General features: G+C 70.0%; 14 protein-coding genes. 10 read left to right on the top strand and 4 right to left on the bottom strand.

The features are described 5' to 3' along the window. The first annotated feature begins 5 nt into the window (after positions 1-5). From LTV02_RS00440 to LTV02_RS00455, 4 genes are read left to right on the top strand one after another with little or no spacing between them, the layout of a single operon-like run. Positions 6-1277, top strand: coding sequence for a condensation domain-containing protein (locus LTV02_RS00440; RefSeq protein WP_233036845.1), 1272 nt, complete (start codon positions 6-8; stop codon positions 1275-1277). Beyond that, positions 1274-2524 carry a glycosyltransferase gene (locus LTV02_RS00445; RefSeq protein ID WP_233036847.1) on the top strand — a complete coding sequence of 417 codons (1251 nt, stop codon included), beginning with the start codon at positions 1274-1276 and terminating at the stop codon, positions 2522-2524. The genes LTV02_RS00440 and LTV02_RS00445 overlap by 4 nt, the downstream gene beginning before the upstream one ends. Then, positions 2521-3774 carry a glycosyltransferase gene (locus LTV02_RS00450; RefSeq protein ID WP_233036849.1) on the top strand — a complete coding sequence of 418 codons (1254 nt, stop codon included), beginning with the start codon at positions 2521-2523 and terminating at the stop codon, positions 3772-3774. The genes LTV02_RS00445 and LTV02_RS00450 overlap by 4 nt, the downstream gene beginning before the upstream one ends. A 3-nt stretch (positions 3775-3777) precedes the next feature. Then, positions 3778-4929, top strand: a complete 1152-nt coding sequence (locus LTV02_RS00455) for a glycosyltransferase (RefSeq protein WP_233036851.1) — start codon at positions 3778-3780, stop codon at positions 4927-4929. Positions 4930-4969: 40 nt separating this feature from the next. Here LTV02_RS00455 and LTV02_RS00460 read toward each other — a convergent pair whose 3' ends face one another. Both LTV02_RS00460 and LTV02_RS00465 read right to left on the bottom strand, forming a co-directional pair. Further along, complete coding sequence (locus LTV02_RS00460) at positions 4970-5857, bottom strand: SGNH/GDSL hydrolase family protein (protein ID WP_233036853.1); 888 nt, start codon at positions 5855-5857, stop codon at positions 4970-4972. Positions 5858-6039: 182 nt separating this feature from the next. Next, entirely contained in the window at positions 6040-7479 is a 1440-nt protein-coding gene (locus tag LTV02_RS00465) for an alpha/beta fold hydrolase (RefSeq protein ID WP_233036855.1), read from the bottom strand. A gap of 241 nt (positions 7480-7720) precedes the next feature. Between LTV02_RS00465 and LTV02_RS00470 the strand changes: the two genes are divergently transcribed. Then, on the top strand, positions 7721-9085 hold the full coding sequence (locus LTV02_RS00470) for a flavin monoamine oxidase family protein (protein ID WP_233036857.1): 1365 nt from the start codon (positions 7721-7723) through the stop codon (positions 9083-9085). A 13-nt stretch (positions 9086-9098) separates the two neighbouring features. On the opposite strand, the gene LTV02_RS00475 is transcribed toward LTV02_RS00470, so the two are convergent. Continuing rightward, the gene (locus LTV02_RS00475; protein WP_233036859.1) at positions 9099-10019 is read right to left on the bottom strand and encodes an SDR family oxidoreductase; all 921 of its coding nucleotides are present in this window, start codon (positions 10017-10019) and stop codon (positions 9099-9101) included. Positions 10020-10126: 107 nt separating this feature from the next. Between LTV02_RS00475 and LTV02_RS00480 the strand changes: the two genes are divergently transcribed. From LTV02_RS00480 to LTV02_RS00500, 5 genes are all read left to right on the top strand, one after another. Further along, positions 10127-10789, top strand: coding sequence for a TetR/AcrR family transcriptional regulator (locus LTV02_RS00480; RefSeq protein ID WP_233036861.1), 663 nt, complete (start codon positions 10127-10129; stop codon positions 10787-10789). Positions 10790-10920: 131 nt separating this feature from the next. Next, positions 10921-12141, top strand: a complete 1221-nt coding sequence (locus tag LTV02_RS00485) for a cysteine desulfurase family protein (protein WP_233036876.1) — start codon at positions 10921-10923, stop codon at positions 12139-12141. Beyond that, a complete protein-coding gene (gene mnmA, locus LTV02_RS00490; RefSeq protein WP_233036878.1) occupies positions 12142-13263 on the top strand; it encodes a tRNA 2-thiouridine(34) synthase MnmA in 1122 nt (373 codons plus the stop codon). A 146-nt stretch (positions 13264-13409) separates the two neighbouring features. Further along, on the top strand, positions 13410-13634 hold the full coding sequence (locus LTV02_RS00495) for a hypothetical protein (RefSeq protein ID WP_233036880.1): 225 nt from the start codon (positions 13410-13412) through the stop codon (positions 13632-13634). Positions 13635-13642: 8 nt separating this feature from the next. Further along, a complete protein-coding gene (locus LTV02_RS00500; RefSeq protein ID WP_233036882.1) occupies positions 13643-14692 on the top strand; it encodes a methionine synthase in 1050 nt (349 codons plus the stop codon). Here the strand turns inward: LTV02_RS00500 and LTV02_RS00505 are convergent, their stop codons facing one another. Beyond that, positions 14693-15064 carry a hypothetical protein gene (locus LTV02_RS00505; protein ID WP_233036884.1) on the bottom strand — a complete coding sequence of 124 codons (372 nt, stop codon included), beginning with the start codon at positions 15062-15064 and terminating at the stop codon, positions 14693-14695.

Genomic DNA, 15064 nt, shown 5'->3' on the forward strand with positions numbered 1-15064 from the left:
CAGACATGACAGCACTGCGTCCCGGGCGGCTCACCGCCGCCGCCAAGCGATTCCTCGTCTGGGATTCCAACCCCGACGTCTTCGGGATCACCATTCCCTGCCCGGTGCCGGTGGCCATGAGCCTGGACGACGCGCGGGCGATGGTCAACGCGATCATCGACAATCACGAATCCCTGCGCAGCCGCTACAGCTACGGGGAAGCCGCGGGTTGCCTGATCGAGGCCGCGTCCGGCGGGATCGTCGACCTCGAGCGCGTCGATGTGCGGGAGATCTCCATCGAGGGGCTCGAACCGGAGCAGCTGGTGGCCCTGATGGAGGAGGAGGGGGCGAAGAACAATCTGCGCCTGAACCCGGCCGCCGGCAAGATCGTGACGGCGGTGCTGTTCACCCGCTCCTACGACGTGAGCATTCTGCTGCTCACCGCCCATCACATCGCCATCGACGGCGTGGCCATGTGGGTGCTGTGGGACGACGTGGCCACCTACACCGCGCAATGGGCCGCGGGCGAACCGATCTCGCTGCAACCCGAAGCCACCACCGGCTCGGAATGGGCGGCCTTCCTGGACGAGCTCGCGCCCAGCCGGGCGGGGGAGCTCGGGTACTGGCTCGGCAGCACCGACAGCGAACCCAATCTGCCGGTGCGCGCGGCGACTCCGGCGGCGGCGCATATCGACGGGGTGATCGACGGGCCGCTGGCGGAACGCCTTTTCACGGCGCTGCCGACCGCTTTCGACGCCACCTACACCCGGATCCTGCTCGTCGCACTGGGTTTGGCCATCGAGGACGTGACCGGGGTGGCGCGGCCCATCCAGGTACAGAAGCACGGGCGCTACAGCCGCCTGCGGCCCGGCACCGATCTGGCGCGCACCGTGGCCTGGCTCTCCGACGACTATCCGTGGCTGGTGCGGCCTTTCGACGGCGACCTGGCGGCGCGGCTGCGGGACGCCATCGCCGGATACCCGGAGCATCCGGAGGATTTCACGCTGCTGTGCTGGCATCACCCCGAAAGCTGGCCGGAGTTCGTGCAATTCAACTTCCCGAAGTTCTACTTCAACTTCCTCGGCGATCTGGGCGTGTGGATTCCGGATGCGCACTCGCGGGAACAGGCGCGGCTGACCATGTTCGACCTGAGCATGTTCCTGGGCGCGAGCAAGCCGGAAGGGACCGACCAGGTGCACTATTCGGTGCATTCGCCCGAGGGGGCGCTGGGGGCGGAACGCGTGGACGCGATCGTCACGCGCTGGCTGGCCATTCTCGAGACGGTGGAGCTGTCTTGAGCAGACTGATCATTGCCGCCATCGGCAGCCGCGGTGATATCGCGCCGCTGCTGGGACTCGGCGCCGGACTGCGCGATGCCGGGCACGAAGTGGTGGTGGCCGCGCACGAGATGTTCGCCGAGCTGATCACCGGCGCCGGTCTCGAATTCCGGTCCATGGCAACGAATCTCGACTTCGATATGACCAGCGCCGACATCACCGACAAACGCAAGATGGAATGGACCTTCGGTTCGCCCAGCGGGGTGCGGGCCATGGGGGAGGGGATGATCGCGGCGCTGCGCGACGAACCCGCCGATGCGCTGCTGCTGGGCCAGCTCACCGAACTCGCCGGGTTCCAGCTGGCCGAGGCCAAGGGGATTCCGGCCATCGGCTTACGTTTTCAGCCCATGTCCGCGACCCGTGCGCACCCGCCCAGCGCCCTGGGGCCGCGCTCGTTCGGGCCGGTCGGCAATCGGCTGGCCGCCGATATCGGGGGCTGGGTACTCGACCGGTTCTACGCGGGGCCGGTCGCGGCGTTCCGGAAGGAACTGGGGCTGCCCGCGGCCTCCGTCCGGGAACTGCGGCGACGCCGGACCGACGCGCAATGGCTGATCCTGCACGGGTTTTCGACCGCCGTGGTGCCCCGGCCGGCCGACTGGCGACCGGGACTGGAGGTGACCGGCTATTGGTGGCCGCCGCAGCCCATCGCCTGGGAGCCGCCCGCGGAACTCCTCGACTTCCTCGCCGCCGGGCCGCCGCCGGTCTTCATCGGCTTCGGCAGCGTCGTCGACAGCGCCACCCGCAGCGCCGAGATCTCGGCGCTGGTGGGGGAGGCGCTGCGCCGGTCCGGGGTGCGCGGCATCGTCCAATCCGGTTGGCTGCGACTGGATGTCAGCGGCGACGACGTGCTGACCATCGGCGATGTACCGCACGAGTGGCTGTTCCCGCGGACGGCGGCCGTCGTCCATCACTGCGGCGCGGGCACCACCGCGGCCGGATTGCGCGCCGGCGTGCCCGCCATCGGGGTGCCGCTGTACTCCGATCAGCCGTTCTGGGCGCAGCGGCTGCTCGACCTCGGGGTCAGCGCCGCCACCATCCCGCATCCGAAACTGTCGGCGGGGCGGCTGGCATCCGCGCTCCAGCGCGTCACCACCGATGCAACCCTGCGCCACAACGCCACCCGGCTCGCCGCCGCCATCGCCCTGGAAGACGGTGCGGGTCAGGCGGTCAAGGCCATCGAAGCACGCCTGAGCGGAGAAATCGGATGAGCAGATTCGTCATCGCCCCCATCGGCACTCGCGGGGATTTCGCGCCGCTGCTGGATGTCGCACTGCGGCTGCGGGATTCGGGTCACGAGGTCGTCATGGCGGCGCACTGCATCTACAAGGAGATGGTCCTGGACGCGGGCCTCGAACTGCGCGTCATGGGCGCGGACTTGGAGATCGATCCGGCCGACCCGAACTTCCTGCACCACGAACGCGCCAAGACCCTCGCGCGGCCGAGCGGGCAGCGGTTCCTCAACGAGACCGTGATCGAGGCGCTCATCGACGAACCCGCCGACGCGCTGCTGATCACACCCATGTCGGAGGCGGCCGGACACGCGCTGGCCGAAGCGAAGGGGATTCCGGCGATCGGCATGCGGCTGGCCCCGACCTCGGCGACGGCGGAGTTCCAGCCGGCGCTGTGCGGGGGCGCGCGGTCGCTCGGCAGCTGGGGCAATCGGCGGATCGCCGATGCCGGAGCCGGGCTCTACGACTTCATCTTCCGCAATATCATCGCCGATCTGCGCCGCGATCTGGGACTGCCGAAAGCGCCGGTGCGGGAACTGCGGCGGCGGCGGGACGCGGCGGATTGGCTTATCCTGCACGGTTATTCGCCCGCCGTGTCACCGCGCCCGCACGATTGGCGGCGCAATGAGCTGGTCACCGGCTACTGGTGGCCGCCCCGGCCCGCCGATTGGGAGCCGCCCGCCGAACTCGTCGATTTCCTGGCCGCCGGACCGGCGCCGGTCTTCATCGGATTCGGCAGCACCACCGCGCGATCCGGTAAACGGGAGGAGATGTCGGCCATCGTGAATACGGCGCTGCGGCGTTTCGGCGGCCGGGCGGTGGTGCAATCCGGGTGGCTGGAACTCGATATCGCCGGGGACGACGTGCTCAATATCGGCACCGTGCCGTACGACTGGTTGTTCCCGCGCATCTCGGCGGCCATCCATCACGCGGGGGCCGGGACCGCCTCGGCGAGTCTGCGGGCGGGGATTCCGGCGGCCGGGGTGCCGGGGCAGGCGGATCAGGGGTTCTGGGCGCAGCGGCTGATCGATCACGGGGTGAGTCCGGGCACCATTTCGCTTCGCAAGATGACCGCCGATCACCTGGTCGGCACGCTGCGGGCGCTCACCGAGGACGATTCCTACCGGGCCAATGCGGCGCGGCTGGGGGCGGCCATCGCACAGGAGGACGGTGCGGGGGCCGCGGTCAAGGCCATCGAAGCCCATATGGCCGCGCTCGGCAGGGGATAGCCGATGCGACTGATCATGATCGCCGTCGGCACCCACGGGGATGTCGCACCGCTGGTCGGGCTCGGGGTCGGCTTGCAGGCGGCGGGGCACGAGGTCGCCTTCGCCGCGCACCCGCTCTTCGAGAGCCTGGTCACCGGGTGCGGGCTCGAATACCTGTACATGGCTTCGGGTTTCGAGTTCGATCCGGACAATCCGATACTGCACGAGACGGCCTCGCAGGACTTCGCGTACACGCTGCGGGTGCTCAGCAAGGGCGTGATCGAGGCGGTCCGCGATCAACCCGCCGACGCCCTGCTGACCGGTATGGCGGTGGAGCTCGCGAGCTACTCGCTCGCCGAATTCAAGGGCATACCGGTCATCGGGTTGCGGTTCTTTCCCACCGGCGACTTCGGGAACGGGCCGATGCATCCCGGAGCCGCCGAGGCCGGGCACGCGGTGCGGCGCGAACTGGGACTGCCCGCGATCTCCACCCGGGAACTCGAGGAACGGTTCCGGGAGTCCGAAAAGTTCGTGCTGCACGGCTTTTCGACGCACGTCATGCAATTGCCGCCGGAATGGCCGCCGGACCGGATGGTCGCGGGCTACTGGTGGACGCCGCGCCCGCTGGGCTGGGAGCCGTCCGCCGAACTGGTGGATTTCCTGGCGGCCGGGCCGCCGCCGGTCTTCATCGGATTCGGCAGCACCACCGACGGGGCCGATCAGCGCGAGGACCTGTCGGCCGTGGTCGCCGAGGCATTGCGGCTGGCAGGCGTGCGCGGCATCGTCCAATCGGGCTGGCTGAAGCTGGATGTCGAGAATGCCGACGTACTGACCGTCGACAGCGTGCCGCACGACTGGCTGTTCCCGCGCATGGCCGCCGTGGTCCACCACTGCGGTGCGGGCACCACCGCGGCCGGTCTGCGCGCGGGCGTACCGGCCGTCGCCATACCCGGCGGCGTCGATCAGCCGTACTGGGCGCAGCGGCTGCTCGACCTCGGGGTCAGTCCCAGGACGATTCCGTTGCGGGAGCTGACCGCCGACGCGCTCGCCGACGCGCTGCGCGCCGCCGTCACCGATCCGGCCTTGCGCGCCAATGCCGCTCGGCTGGGCGCGCTCATCGACGCGGAGGACGGGATCGGCGCGTCGGTGCGAGCCATCGAAGCCTATTTGCGGTGAACTGCCCGGGCAGGGGCGTGAACGGCCGGTCGCTGGATTGTCAGCGGCCGGCCTGCGCGTGGATCCCGTTCGCCACGACTTCGTCGCTGCGCGCGGACGGATGGAACGGGATCGCGCCCGGATCGCGCGGATCCTGATAGTCGTTGATCCACGACTGCTCCGAGCACAGCCCGTGGCCCGCGGTCGCCGCCCGGGCGTCGAAGAACTCCACGCCCAGCAGCCGCGCCGCCGCCCGCTGCGCCTGATCGAGCCGATTCACCGAATCGATGGCCGCCTGCCCGCGCGGCTGCACGAACCGCAGCACGCCGAAAGCGCTGAAGCACACCGCATCCTGTCCGGCGCGGAACAGTTCCGGATAGCCGACCAGCACGATGCGGGCGTTCGGCGCGTAGTACTTCACATACGTGATCACGTTCCGCAGCCGCTCGGCATACCGCTCCGGGGTGATGTCGCCGGCATCCATGCTCCGGCTCGGCACCGCGGCATCCGCCCCGCACCCGCGGACCAGATCCAGCACGCACTGCTGCAGTGCGTACCACAGCGTCGCCTCGTTGCTGCCCCAGCGATCGTTGAGCCCGAACTGCAAGGCCACCACCTTGGTTCGCGGCCCGAACGCGCCCTTCTCGTCGGCCTGCTTGGCCTCCCACGCGGCGGTATGGCTCGGCGGGGTGTCGAGCGCGGCCCCCGGGCAGGACAGATCGAGATAGTCGGCGCTGTCCGCCACCTCCATCAGGCGGCTCAGCCGGGTCGGCCAGGAAGTCTCCCCGTGCCGGCATTCCACCGCCTGCGAATCCACCACCCATTGGTTGGCGCTGAACGAATCCCCGAGCACCACAAGCGCTTTGCCTGCGGCGGGTGCGGCCGTCACCGGCCCGGCCCCGATCGTGGAAGCCACGACCGCCAACGCCACCGCGATCCAAGACCTCATGGCACAACCGCCCAACAAACTGAAACGAAACGCTTTCATCTGGCCCGTGAGTCTAAGCACCACGGTCCCGCTCGCGGGCGACTCCGGCCGCATTCACCGTCCCCCAAATTCCTCCACCCCCGGATTCGGGGGCGGCCGCGCGCGGGCGGCGTCACCGGAACCCACGGTGACGCCGCCGCCGCTCAGTCGATGGTCGCGGCGGTGAAGCGTTCGCGCACGAACGTCCCGCGCTCCACGGTGTCGATGATCGCGGCCGCGTAATCGCCGGTGCTGATCCGGCTTTCACCCGCCGCATCGGTGAGCGGAGTGTCCCGGGCCTCGGCCCGATAGCCGCCGGTCTTCGCGCCCGGAATCAGCTGCACCGGCGGCGGGCTGGCATAGGACCAGTCGACCACCCCGTCGGCGGCACGCAGCAGGCGCAGCGCCTCGGACTGGTCGAGGGCGGTCTCCAGGTATTGCGCCGGGAAATGCGGGGATTCGACGAACGGCGTCCCGTCCTCGGACAGCAGGCTGCCGCCGCCGCCGAGGAACACCAGCCGCCGCACGCCCGCCGCCGGCAGCGCTTCCAGCAGGGCTGCCGCCGCGCGCGGCACCAGATGATCGGGCCCCTTCACCGCGACCACGACCGCGTCGTGCCCGCTCACCGCCTTCTCGATCGAAACGGCGTCGGTCACATCCACATCCGTACTGTCCAGCGCGGTCACCGCGTGGCCGCGAGACCGCGCCTCGGCCACCACCAGACTGCCGAGATTGCCGGACGCGCCGATCACCGCGAGCTTCATCGAGCCGACCCTTGCCATGAATCCGGCGATCAGCGGCGCGATCTCCGGCAGCTTCTCTTCCAATGCGAAATGGCCCGTCTCGAACAGGTGCAGTTCGGCGGCGGGCAGATCCCGCAGGTACGCCCGCGCCCCGGCCTCCGGGAAGAAGGCGTCGTTGCGGCCCCACAGGATCAGCGTGGGCGGCTGCTGCGCCCGCAGCCAGGCCTGCCACTCCGGATAGCGGGCGACGTTCGAGCGGTAGTCCAAAGCCAGCGCCAGCTGTGCCTCCTTACGCCCTGGCAGCTCGAGGAAATGCTGGTCCAAAGTCCAGCCGTCCGGCGAGATCGAGCCGGGATCGGTTGTCCCGCCTTCGTATTGACTCCGCGTGACCGGCAGCGTGAACAGGTCGCCGAGCGCTTCGGCCGGCGCCCCGATGGTCTCCCGCGCCAGCTCCGACAGCCCTTCCGCGTAGGCGTTGGCGTTCTGCACGATCAGCCCCGCGACCGCTTCCGGCCGCCGCGCCGCCAGCCGCAACCCCACCGGCCCGCCGAAATCGAAGGCGTACAACACGAACCGCCGCAGCCCGAGCGCCGTCACGAACCCTTCGACGACCTCGGACAGCCGATCGAACGAGTACTCGAAATCGGCGGGCGCCTCGGTGTGGCCGAACCCCGGATAGTCGGGCGCGATCAACCGGAATCGGGTGCCCAGTGCATCCATCAACCGCCTGAACTGGTGTGAAGCGCTCGGAAAGCCGTGCAGTAACAACAGCGGCAACCCATCCGCGGGCCCCGCCTCCCGGTAGAAGACCCGTACCTCGCCGACCGTGGCGAATCCGTGGGTGATCCGGGGAATCTCCATGCCCATATCTCTCCGATAGCCGTCCCCGGAGCCGGTTGCTCACGGGTGACGGTCATCTGACCGCGCGGCCGGGCGGAACCTGACACTCGATTCGGGTGACGTCCGCCACTCCGATATGGCGCTCGCGGGTAGTCCGGTGCGCCGAAATGGCGCGCGCGGGATCGTTGTGGGCTCGGACATACTGAAACCGCTACCTTCGGGCTATCCGGAGGGTCTTCGAATCGGCGGCTGAGGAGTTCGCATGGTGGCCATTGCTCGTGATGTCGTGATCGTGGGCGCGGGCCCGTCCGGTCTGACCGCCGCCGTGGAATTGCGGAAGGCCGGTCTGACGGTGGCGGTGCTGGAGGCCCGGGATCGGGTCGGCGGCCGTACCTGGACCGGCGACATCGACGGCGCCATGATCGAGATCGGCGGGCAGTGGCTCTCGCCCCACCACACCGCGGCGCTGGAACTGGTGGATGAGCTGGGACTGAAGACCTTCTCCCGCTACCGCGAGGGCGAGTCCGTATACCTGGCCGCCGACGGCACCCGGCAGCAGTTCATCGGCGACGTGTTCCCCGCGCCCGCCGAGACCGCCGCCGAGATCGACCGGTTGCTCGCCCTGCTGGACGAACTGGCGGCCGAGGTCGGCGCCGACACGCCGTGGGAGCATCCGCGCGCGGCGGAACTGGATTCGGTGCCGTTCAGCAGCTGGCTGGAGCGCCACTCGGACAACGAATACGCGCGCGAGACCGTGTCCTTCTTCGTCGCCGGGGCGATGCTGACCAAACCCGCGCACACCTTCTCCGCGCTGCAGGCCCTGCACATGGCCGCCGCCCAAGGCTCCTACACCGCGCTGGCCACCGACACCTTCATGCTCGACAAGCGGGTGGTCGGCGGGATGCAGCAGGTATCGCAGCGACTGGCCGCGTCACTGGGCGCGGACGTGCATCTCGAGTCGCCGGTGCGCCGGGTGCGCTGGTCCGAGGACGGGGTGACAGTCTTCGCCGACGGCGACCTGGAGGTGCGCGCGGACCGCCTGGTGCTCGCCGTGCCGCCGAACCTGTACTCCGCCATCAGTTTCGATCCGCCGCTGCCGCGCCGCCGGCACCAGATGTACCAGCACATGTCGTTCGGGTTCGTGGTCAAGGTGCACGCGGTCTACCCGACCCCGTTCTGGCGGGAAAAAGGCTTGTCCGGCACCGGCTTCAGCGACACCGACATGGTCTCCGAGGTCTACGACAACACCAATCACGACGCCGGCAACGGTGCCATGGTCGGCTTCATCGCCCACGAACAGGCCGACGCCTACTTCGCCATGGACCCCGCCGAACGCCGCCGCACCGCCCTCGACTGCCTGGTCCGCTACCTCGGCCCCGAAGCCGCCGACCCCATCGTCTTCTACGAATCCGACTGGGGCGCCGAGGAATGGACCCGCGGCGCCTACGGCGTCAGCTTCGACCTCGGCGGCCTGACCCGCTACGGCCACGACCACCGCGCCCCGGTAGGCCCCATGCACTTCGCCTGCTCGGACCTGGCGGGCCACGGATTCCAGCACGTCGACGGCGCCATCCGCATGGGCCGCTCGGCCGCCGCCGCCATCGTGGCGCAACGCGCCCCGGCCTGAGACCCGCGCCGGTTCAGTATTGGTCCGCGAGGCGGACGCCGGTGAGCCGCTCGGCTTCCGTCCACAGCCGGGCGGCGACGGCGCGATCACGGGCGCGGCGCGGAATGGAAGCCGGTCCGGTCGGTCCGACCAAGCCGAATCGTCCTGTGGGGCCGTAGTATCCGCCGTTGCCGGCAGCCGGGTCGGCGGTCGCGAAGAGCAGTGGTTCGGCGCCCTGCTCAACCTCTTGCGAGGGCAGGAAGTTCACGCCGCCCAGGAAACCGCGGGCCGGCTTGTCCCGGCCCAGGCTCGCACCCGCCGTCTGCAGATTGGTGCGGGTGTAGCCGGGATGCGCGGCGGCGCTGAGCAGACTCCAGCCGCGCTCTTCGGAGATCTCGGCCAGGCGGACCGACATGATCAGGTCCGCGAGTTTGGACTGCGCGTAGGAGCGGACCGGGCTGTAGCGGCGTTCCCATTGCAGATCGTCGAAATCGATGCGGCCGAAATTGGCGGCGCCGCTGCTCATGGTGGCGACCCGGGGGCGCTCGGCGCGCAACAGGGCCGGCAGCAACTGCACGGTCAGTGCGAAGGGGCCGAGGAAGTTGCTGCCGAACTGGAGCTCGAAACCGTCGGCGGTGAGGTGGCGGTCGGGCGGAGCCATGACGCCGGCGTTGTTGACCAGTGCGTCCAGCGGAGCGCCCGCCGCGAGAAGTTCGTTCGCGAAGTCGCGGACCGAGCCGAGGTCGGCCAGGTCGATGCGGCGGACCTCGAGTTTCGCGGCGGGATGCCGGTCCAGGATTTCGGCTTTCGCCCGTTCGCCTTTCGCGGGGGTGCGCACGGCCATGATCACCGTCGCTCCGGCGGCCGCGAGCCGGGCCGCCGCTTCCTTGCCGGTGCCGCTGTTCGCGCCGGTAACGACGATCGTCTTACCCGTCTGATCAGGGACTTCGTACATGATGGGCTCCTTCCGGAAGTTTAAGAGACTGACGGTCTCTTGCGCTTTCGAGATTAAGAGACCGGTGGTTCGTTGTCAATAGACCGGTGGTCTGAAATACTTGGCGCATGATCGAGTTCCAACGGGCCCGCAGTGACGAACAGCGCGAGATGCGCAGGCAGGCGATCTTGGACACGGCCGCCGGCATGCTGGCGGAGATGCCGGTCGTCGACGTCGGCCTGAACGAGCTGGCGCGGCGCGTCGGGCTGGCCAAGTCGAATGTGCTGCGGTACTTCGAATCCCGCGAAGCGGTGCTGCTGGAATTGCTCGAGCTGCGGTATCGGGCGTGGATCGCCGAGCTGACCCCGCTCCTGGCGGATCACCGCGGCGACCTGCGCGCGCGCCGTGATCGGCTGATCGCCGCGTTCGTCTCGTCGCTGGAACGGGAACCGGTGCTGTGCGACCTGTTCAACGCGCAGGCCGCCATCCTCGAACGCAATATCTCGGCCGAAGTGGCCGCCCGATACAAACGCGGTTCACTCGCCGCCACCGCGGAACTGGTGTCGCCCGTCGAAGCGCTGGTTCCCGAGTTCGGTCCCGGCGGCGCGATGAAATTCTGTGCGGCCGGGCTGCTTTCGGCCGGCGCGCTCTGGAGCCACAGCCATCCCGCCCCCGCCATGCTCGCCGCCTACGAACAACACCCCGAACTGGCCGCGGTCCGCCTCGAATTCGTCCCGGTGCTGACCGACCTGCTCACCGTCCTCGCGCGCGGCATCCTCGCTCCGGATTAGGCAGCGGGGCCGGGAATGCGCACGGCGCCAAGTGGGTTGCCCACAGGGCGTGCACGCCCGCGCGTCGGCGCGTATCGCGGGGAGATACCCCGAGGTTGCGCAGGTCAACGATGGGATAGGCTTTATCGGTCATGAAGTCGGCTTTCCCGGGTCCGGTCGGTGCCCAGACGGTCTACCTCGATCACGCGGCCACTACACCCATGTTCCCGGTCGCCATCGAGGTGATGTGCGCTGCGCTGGGACAGGTGGGCAATGCGTCGTCGCTGCACGGGTCGGGGCGCGCCGCGCGGCGGTGCCTCGAGGAGTCGCGGGAGTCGATCGCGGCGGGGCTGGGGGCGCGGCCCTCGGAAGTGATCTTCACCAGTGGCGGGACCGAGAGCGACAATCTCGCCGTCAAGGGGATCTTCTGGGCGCGGCGCGACGCCGACCCGAAGCGGAACCGGATCCTGGTGAGCGCGGTCGAGCATCACGCGGTGCTGGACACCGTGGAATGGCTGGAACAGCACGAAGGCGCGCAGGTGACGTGGCTGGAGGTGGACGCCGACGGCGTCGTCTCGCCGCGCACGCTGCGCGACGCCCTGGCCGCGCACGCCGAGGACGCGGCGCTGGTCAGCATCATGTGGGCCAACAACGAGGTGGGCACCATTCAGCCGATCGCCGAATTGGCGGCGGTGGCACAGGAATTCGACGTGCCCATGCACAGCGACGCGGTGCAGGCCGCCGCCCAGCTGCCCATCGACTTCGGGCGCAGCGGGCTGGCCGCCGCCAGCTTCGCGGGGCACAAGGTCGGCGGACCGCACGGCGTCGGGGTGCTGCTGCTGGGCCGGCAGGTCGGCGTGGTGCCGCTGCTGCACGGCGGCGGGCACGAACGCGATCTGCGGTCGGGGACCTCGGACGTACCGGGCGCGGCCGGACTGGCCGCCGCCATTCGCGAGACCGTCGCGGGGCTGCCCACCCGCGCCGTGGAACTCGAGCGGCTGCGCGATCGGCTGATCGCCGGCGTCCAGGACCTGTTCCCGGACGCGGTGCTCAACGGCGCGACCGGCGACCGGCGGCTGGCGGGCAACGCCCACTTCACCTTCCCGGGTTGCGAAGGCGATTCGCTGCTCATGCTGCTGGACGCCGCCGGGATCGAATGCTCGACCGGATCCGCCTGCAATGCCGGTGTCGCCGGACCCTCCCATGTGTTGCTGGCCATGGGCGTGGAACCGGCGCTGGCGCGCGGATCCCTGCGATTCTCATTGGGACACAATTCGACCGACGCCGATATCGATGCCCTGCTGGCCGCGTTGCCGCAGGTGGTGGAGCGGGCGAAGGCGGCCGGACTGGCCGGAGCGAAGGGAGGCTTCTAGATGCGAGTACTTGCCGCGATGAGTGGTGGTGTGGATTCCGCGGTGGCGGCCGCCCGCGCCGTGGACGCCGGACACGAGGTGGTCGGCGTGCACCTGGCGCTGTCGGCGTCCCCGGGCACGCTGCGCACCGGATCGCGCGGATGCTGCTCCAAGGAGGACGCCGGTGACGCTCGCCGCGCCGCCGATGTGCTCGGAATCCCGTTCTACGTCTGGGATTTCGCGGACCGTTTCAAGGAAGACGTGATCGACGATTTCGTCGCCGCCTACGCCGCGGGGGAGACCCCGAACCCGTGCCTGCGCTGCAACGAGAAGATCAAGTTCTCGGCGCTGGCCGATCGCGCGGTGGCGCTCGGCTTCGATGCCGTGGTCACCGGCCATTACGCGCGCCTCGCGGACGGCGTGCTGCGCCGCGCGGTGGACGCCGACAAGGACCAGTCCTATGTGCTGGCGGTGCTGACCGCGGATCAGCTGTCCCGGGCCATGTTCCCGGTCGGCGACACCCCCAAGCCGCAGATCCGCGCCGAAGCCGCCGAGCGCGGGCTGGCCGTCGCCGACAAGCCCGACAGCCACGACATCTGCTTCATCCCCTCCGGTGACACCCGCGCCTTCCTGGGCGCCAAGATCGGCATCCGCCCGGGCGCGGTCGTCGACGCCGACGGCACCAAGCTGGGCGATCACGACGGCGTGCACGGTTTCACCATCGGCCAGCGCAAGGGCCTGGGCCTGCCCGGTCCGGCCGCCGACGGCAAGCCGCGCTACGTCACCGGCATCGATCCCGAATCCGGCACGGTCAGCGTCGGTTCCGTACAGGACCTCGAGGTCTGGACCGTGCTCGCCGATCGCGCGATCTGGACTTCGGGCCGGACCCCCGACGGCCCGATCGAATGCATCGTGCAGGTCCGCGCGCACGGCGGCACCGCGCCCGCCGTCGCCGAACCGGTGGACGGCGGCCTGGTGGTGCACCTGCGCGAACCGCTCACCGGCGTCGCCAAGGGCCAGGCCGTGGTGCTCTACCGCCCCGACACGGCCGGCGACGAGGTGCTCGGCAGCGGCACCATCTCCGGTACCGGCCGCGAACCGCACACGCGGGCAAGCGAACTGGTCGCGGATAACGCCCGGTGAGCGCCGAACGCTGGCTGCGATCGGCGACCACCGAACCTCGGCCGCCGCGCGCGGGTAACTTGGGAGCCGTGGATGTGCGGCGATTCGTCGCGCCGGGGATGCGGGTAGCCCTCGCGTCCCGTCTGGTGCGGGCAGCGGATTCTGGTATGGGAGCACGAATTCGACGGCGGCCGGTCCGGCCGAAACGCCGGATACTGCCCGGAACCGTCACCGATCCGGGAGTGAGCTGCCGGGAAGCGGCCGAACAGGCCCGGGCGCGGCGGAATCCGGAATGGCAGGACCCTCCGCTCGAACAATGGAATCAGGTGCCGAGCGCATCGGATGAGCAGCCGTCGCGGGAACAGCACGGCGAAACGGGGACGCACGAGTGAGCAGTGGCGTGGTTGATCACGACGAACGGACCACGCCCGGCCTGCGCGGCGGCATCGCGACCGGTGTCGGCTCCTGGCCCGGCACCGACCCCCGCGAAGCCGCGGCGACCGTGGTCGGCGAACTCGGCGACCTCCCGCATCTGGTGGAACTGCCGGCCCGCGGCGTCGGCGCGGACATGATCGGCCGCGTCTCGGGTCTCCTGGTCGATATGCGGTTCGACAGCACCACCCGCGGCTACCGGCTGGCCCCGCGCCCCGGCGCCGTGGCCCGCCGGGCCCGCGATCTCCTGCGCACCGACCTCGACGCCCTCGAAGAAGCCTGGGAGACAGCCGGTCTCACCAACACCGGCCGCACCGTCAAACTCCAGGTGAGCGGACCCCTCACCCTGGCGGCCGAAGTGGAACTCCCGCACGGCCACCGCGTCCTCACCGACGCCGGCGCCCTGCGCGACCTCTCCGAATCCCTCGCCGAGGGGCTGGCCAACCACGCCGCCGAGGTCGCCAAGCGCCTGGCCGCCGACGTGCTGATCCAGCTCGACGAACCGCTCCTGAACGCGGTCCTCGAGGGTTCCCTGCGCGGCCCCAGCGTCATGAACACCGTGCGCGCTATGCCGGAACCCGAAGCGCTGCACGTCCTGGACACCCTCATCGGCCATCAGGCCCACCCGGTCCTGATCCACTCCTGCGCCGAACCCCCGCCCCTGGACGTGCTCCGCAAAACCCGGGCCGCCGCAATCGGTTTCGATCTGGCCACCATCGCCACCAAGCACCTGGACGCGGTAGGCGAAGCCCTCGAAGCCGGCAAATACCTGGCCCTGGGGCTGGTCCCCACCACGGCCCCGGCCAAGCCCCCGTCGTGGAAGGAGATCGCCGAACCCGGCGTCCGCCTGATGGACCGCCTCGGCTTTCCCCGCCGCCGCCTCGCCGACCAGATCCTGGTCACCCCCGCCTGCGGCCTCTCCGGCGCATCGCTGTCCTGGGCTCGCACGGCCCTGGCGCTGACCGCCGAAACCGCGCACGCCTACGCCGACGAGCCCGAAGCCCTGAACTTCGACTGACTACTGCGGATCGCGCGGCGGCTTCGAACCGAAGTACGGGCGGACGCCCGGATGGTCCAGCTGCCAGTTGTCGGGTTTGCCCGCGGGGTAGACGACCGGGATCTGATCGCCCGTCGACGGCCACTGGCCGGTGTCCCAGGCGAAGCGCCCGTAGACCTCGTGGGCGAACACCGTCGGGCCGGAGATGCTGCCGCTGAGGGTCACGTACTGTTCGCCGGAGACGTCGGGGCGGGGGCTGACGCCGGTGACGTGCAGGATGCCGGATTCGGCGTTCGCGACCGGGCCGCCGCCTTTGCGGGCGCGGAAGTAGTAGGCGACGGTCGCGGCGAGCGCGCCACCGATCAGCAGTAGGAACACGAACTGCATCAGCAT

Source organism: Nocardia yamanashiensis (assembly GCF_021183565.1).
In the GTDB taxonomy this organism is placed as follows: Bacteria; Actinomycetota; Actinomycetes; order Mycobacteriales; family Mycobacteriaceae; genus Nocardia; species Nocardia yamanashiensis.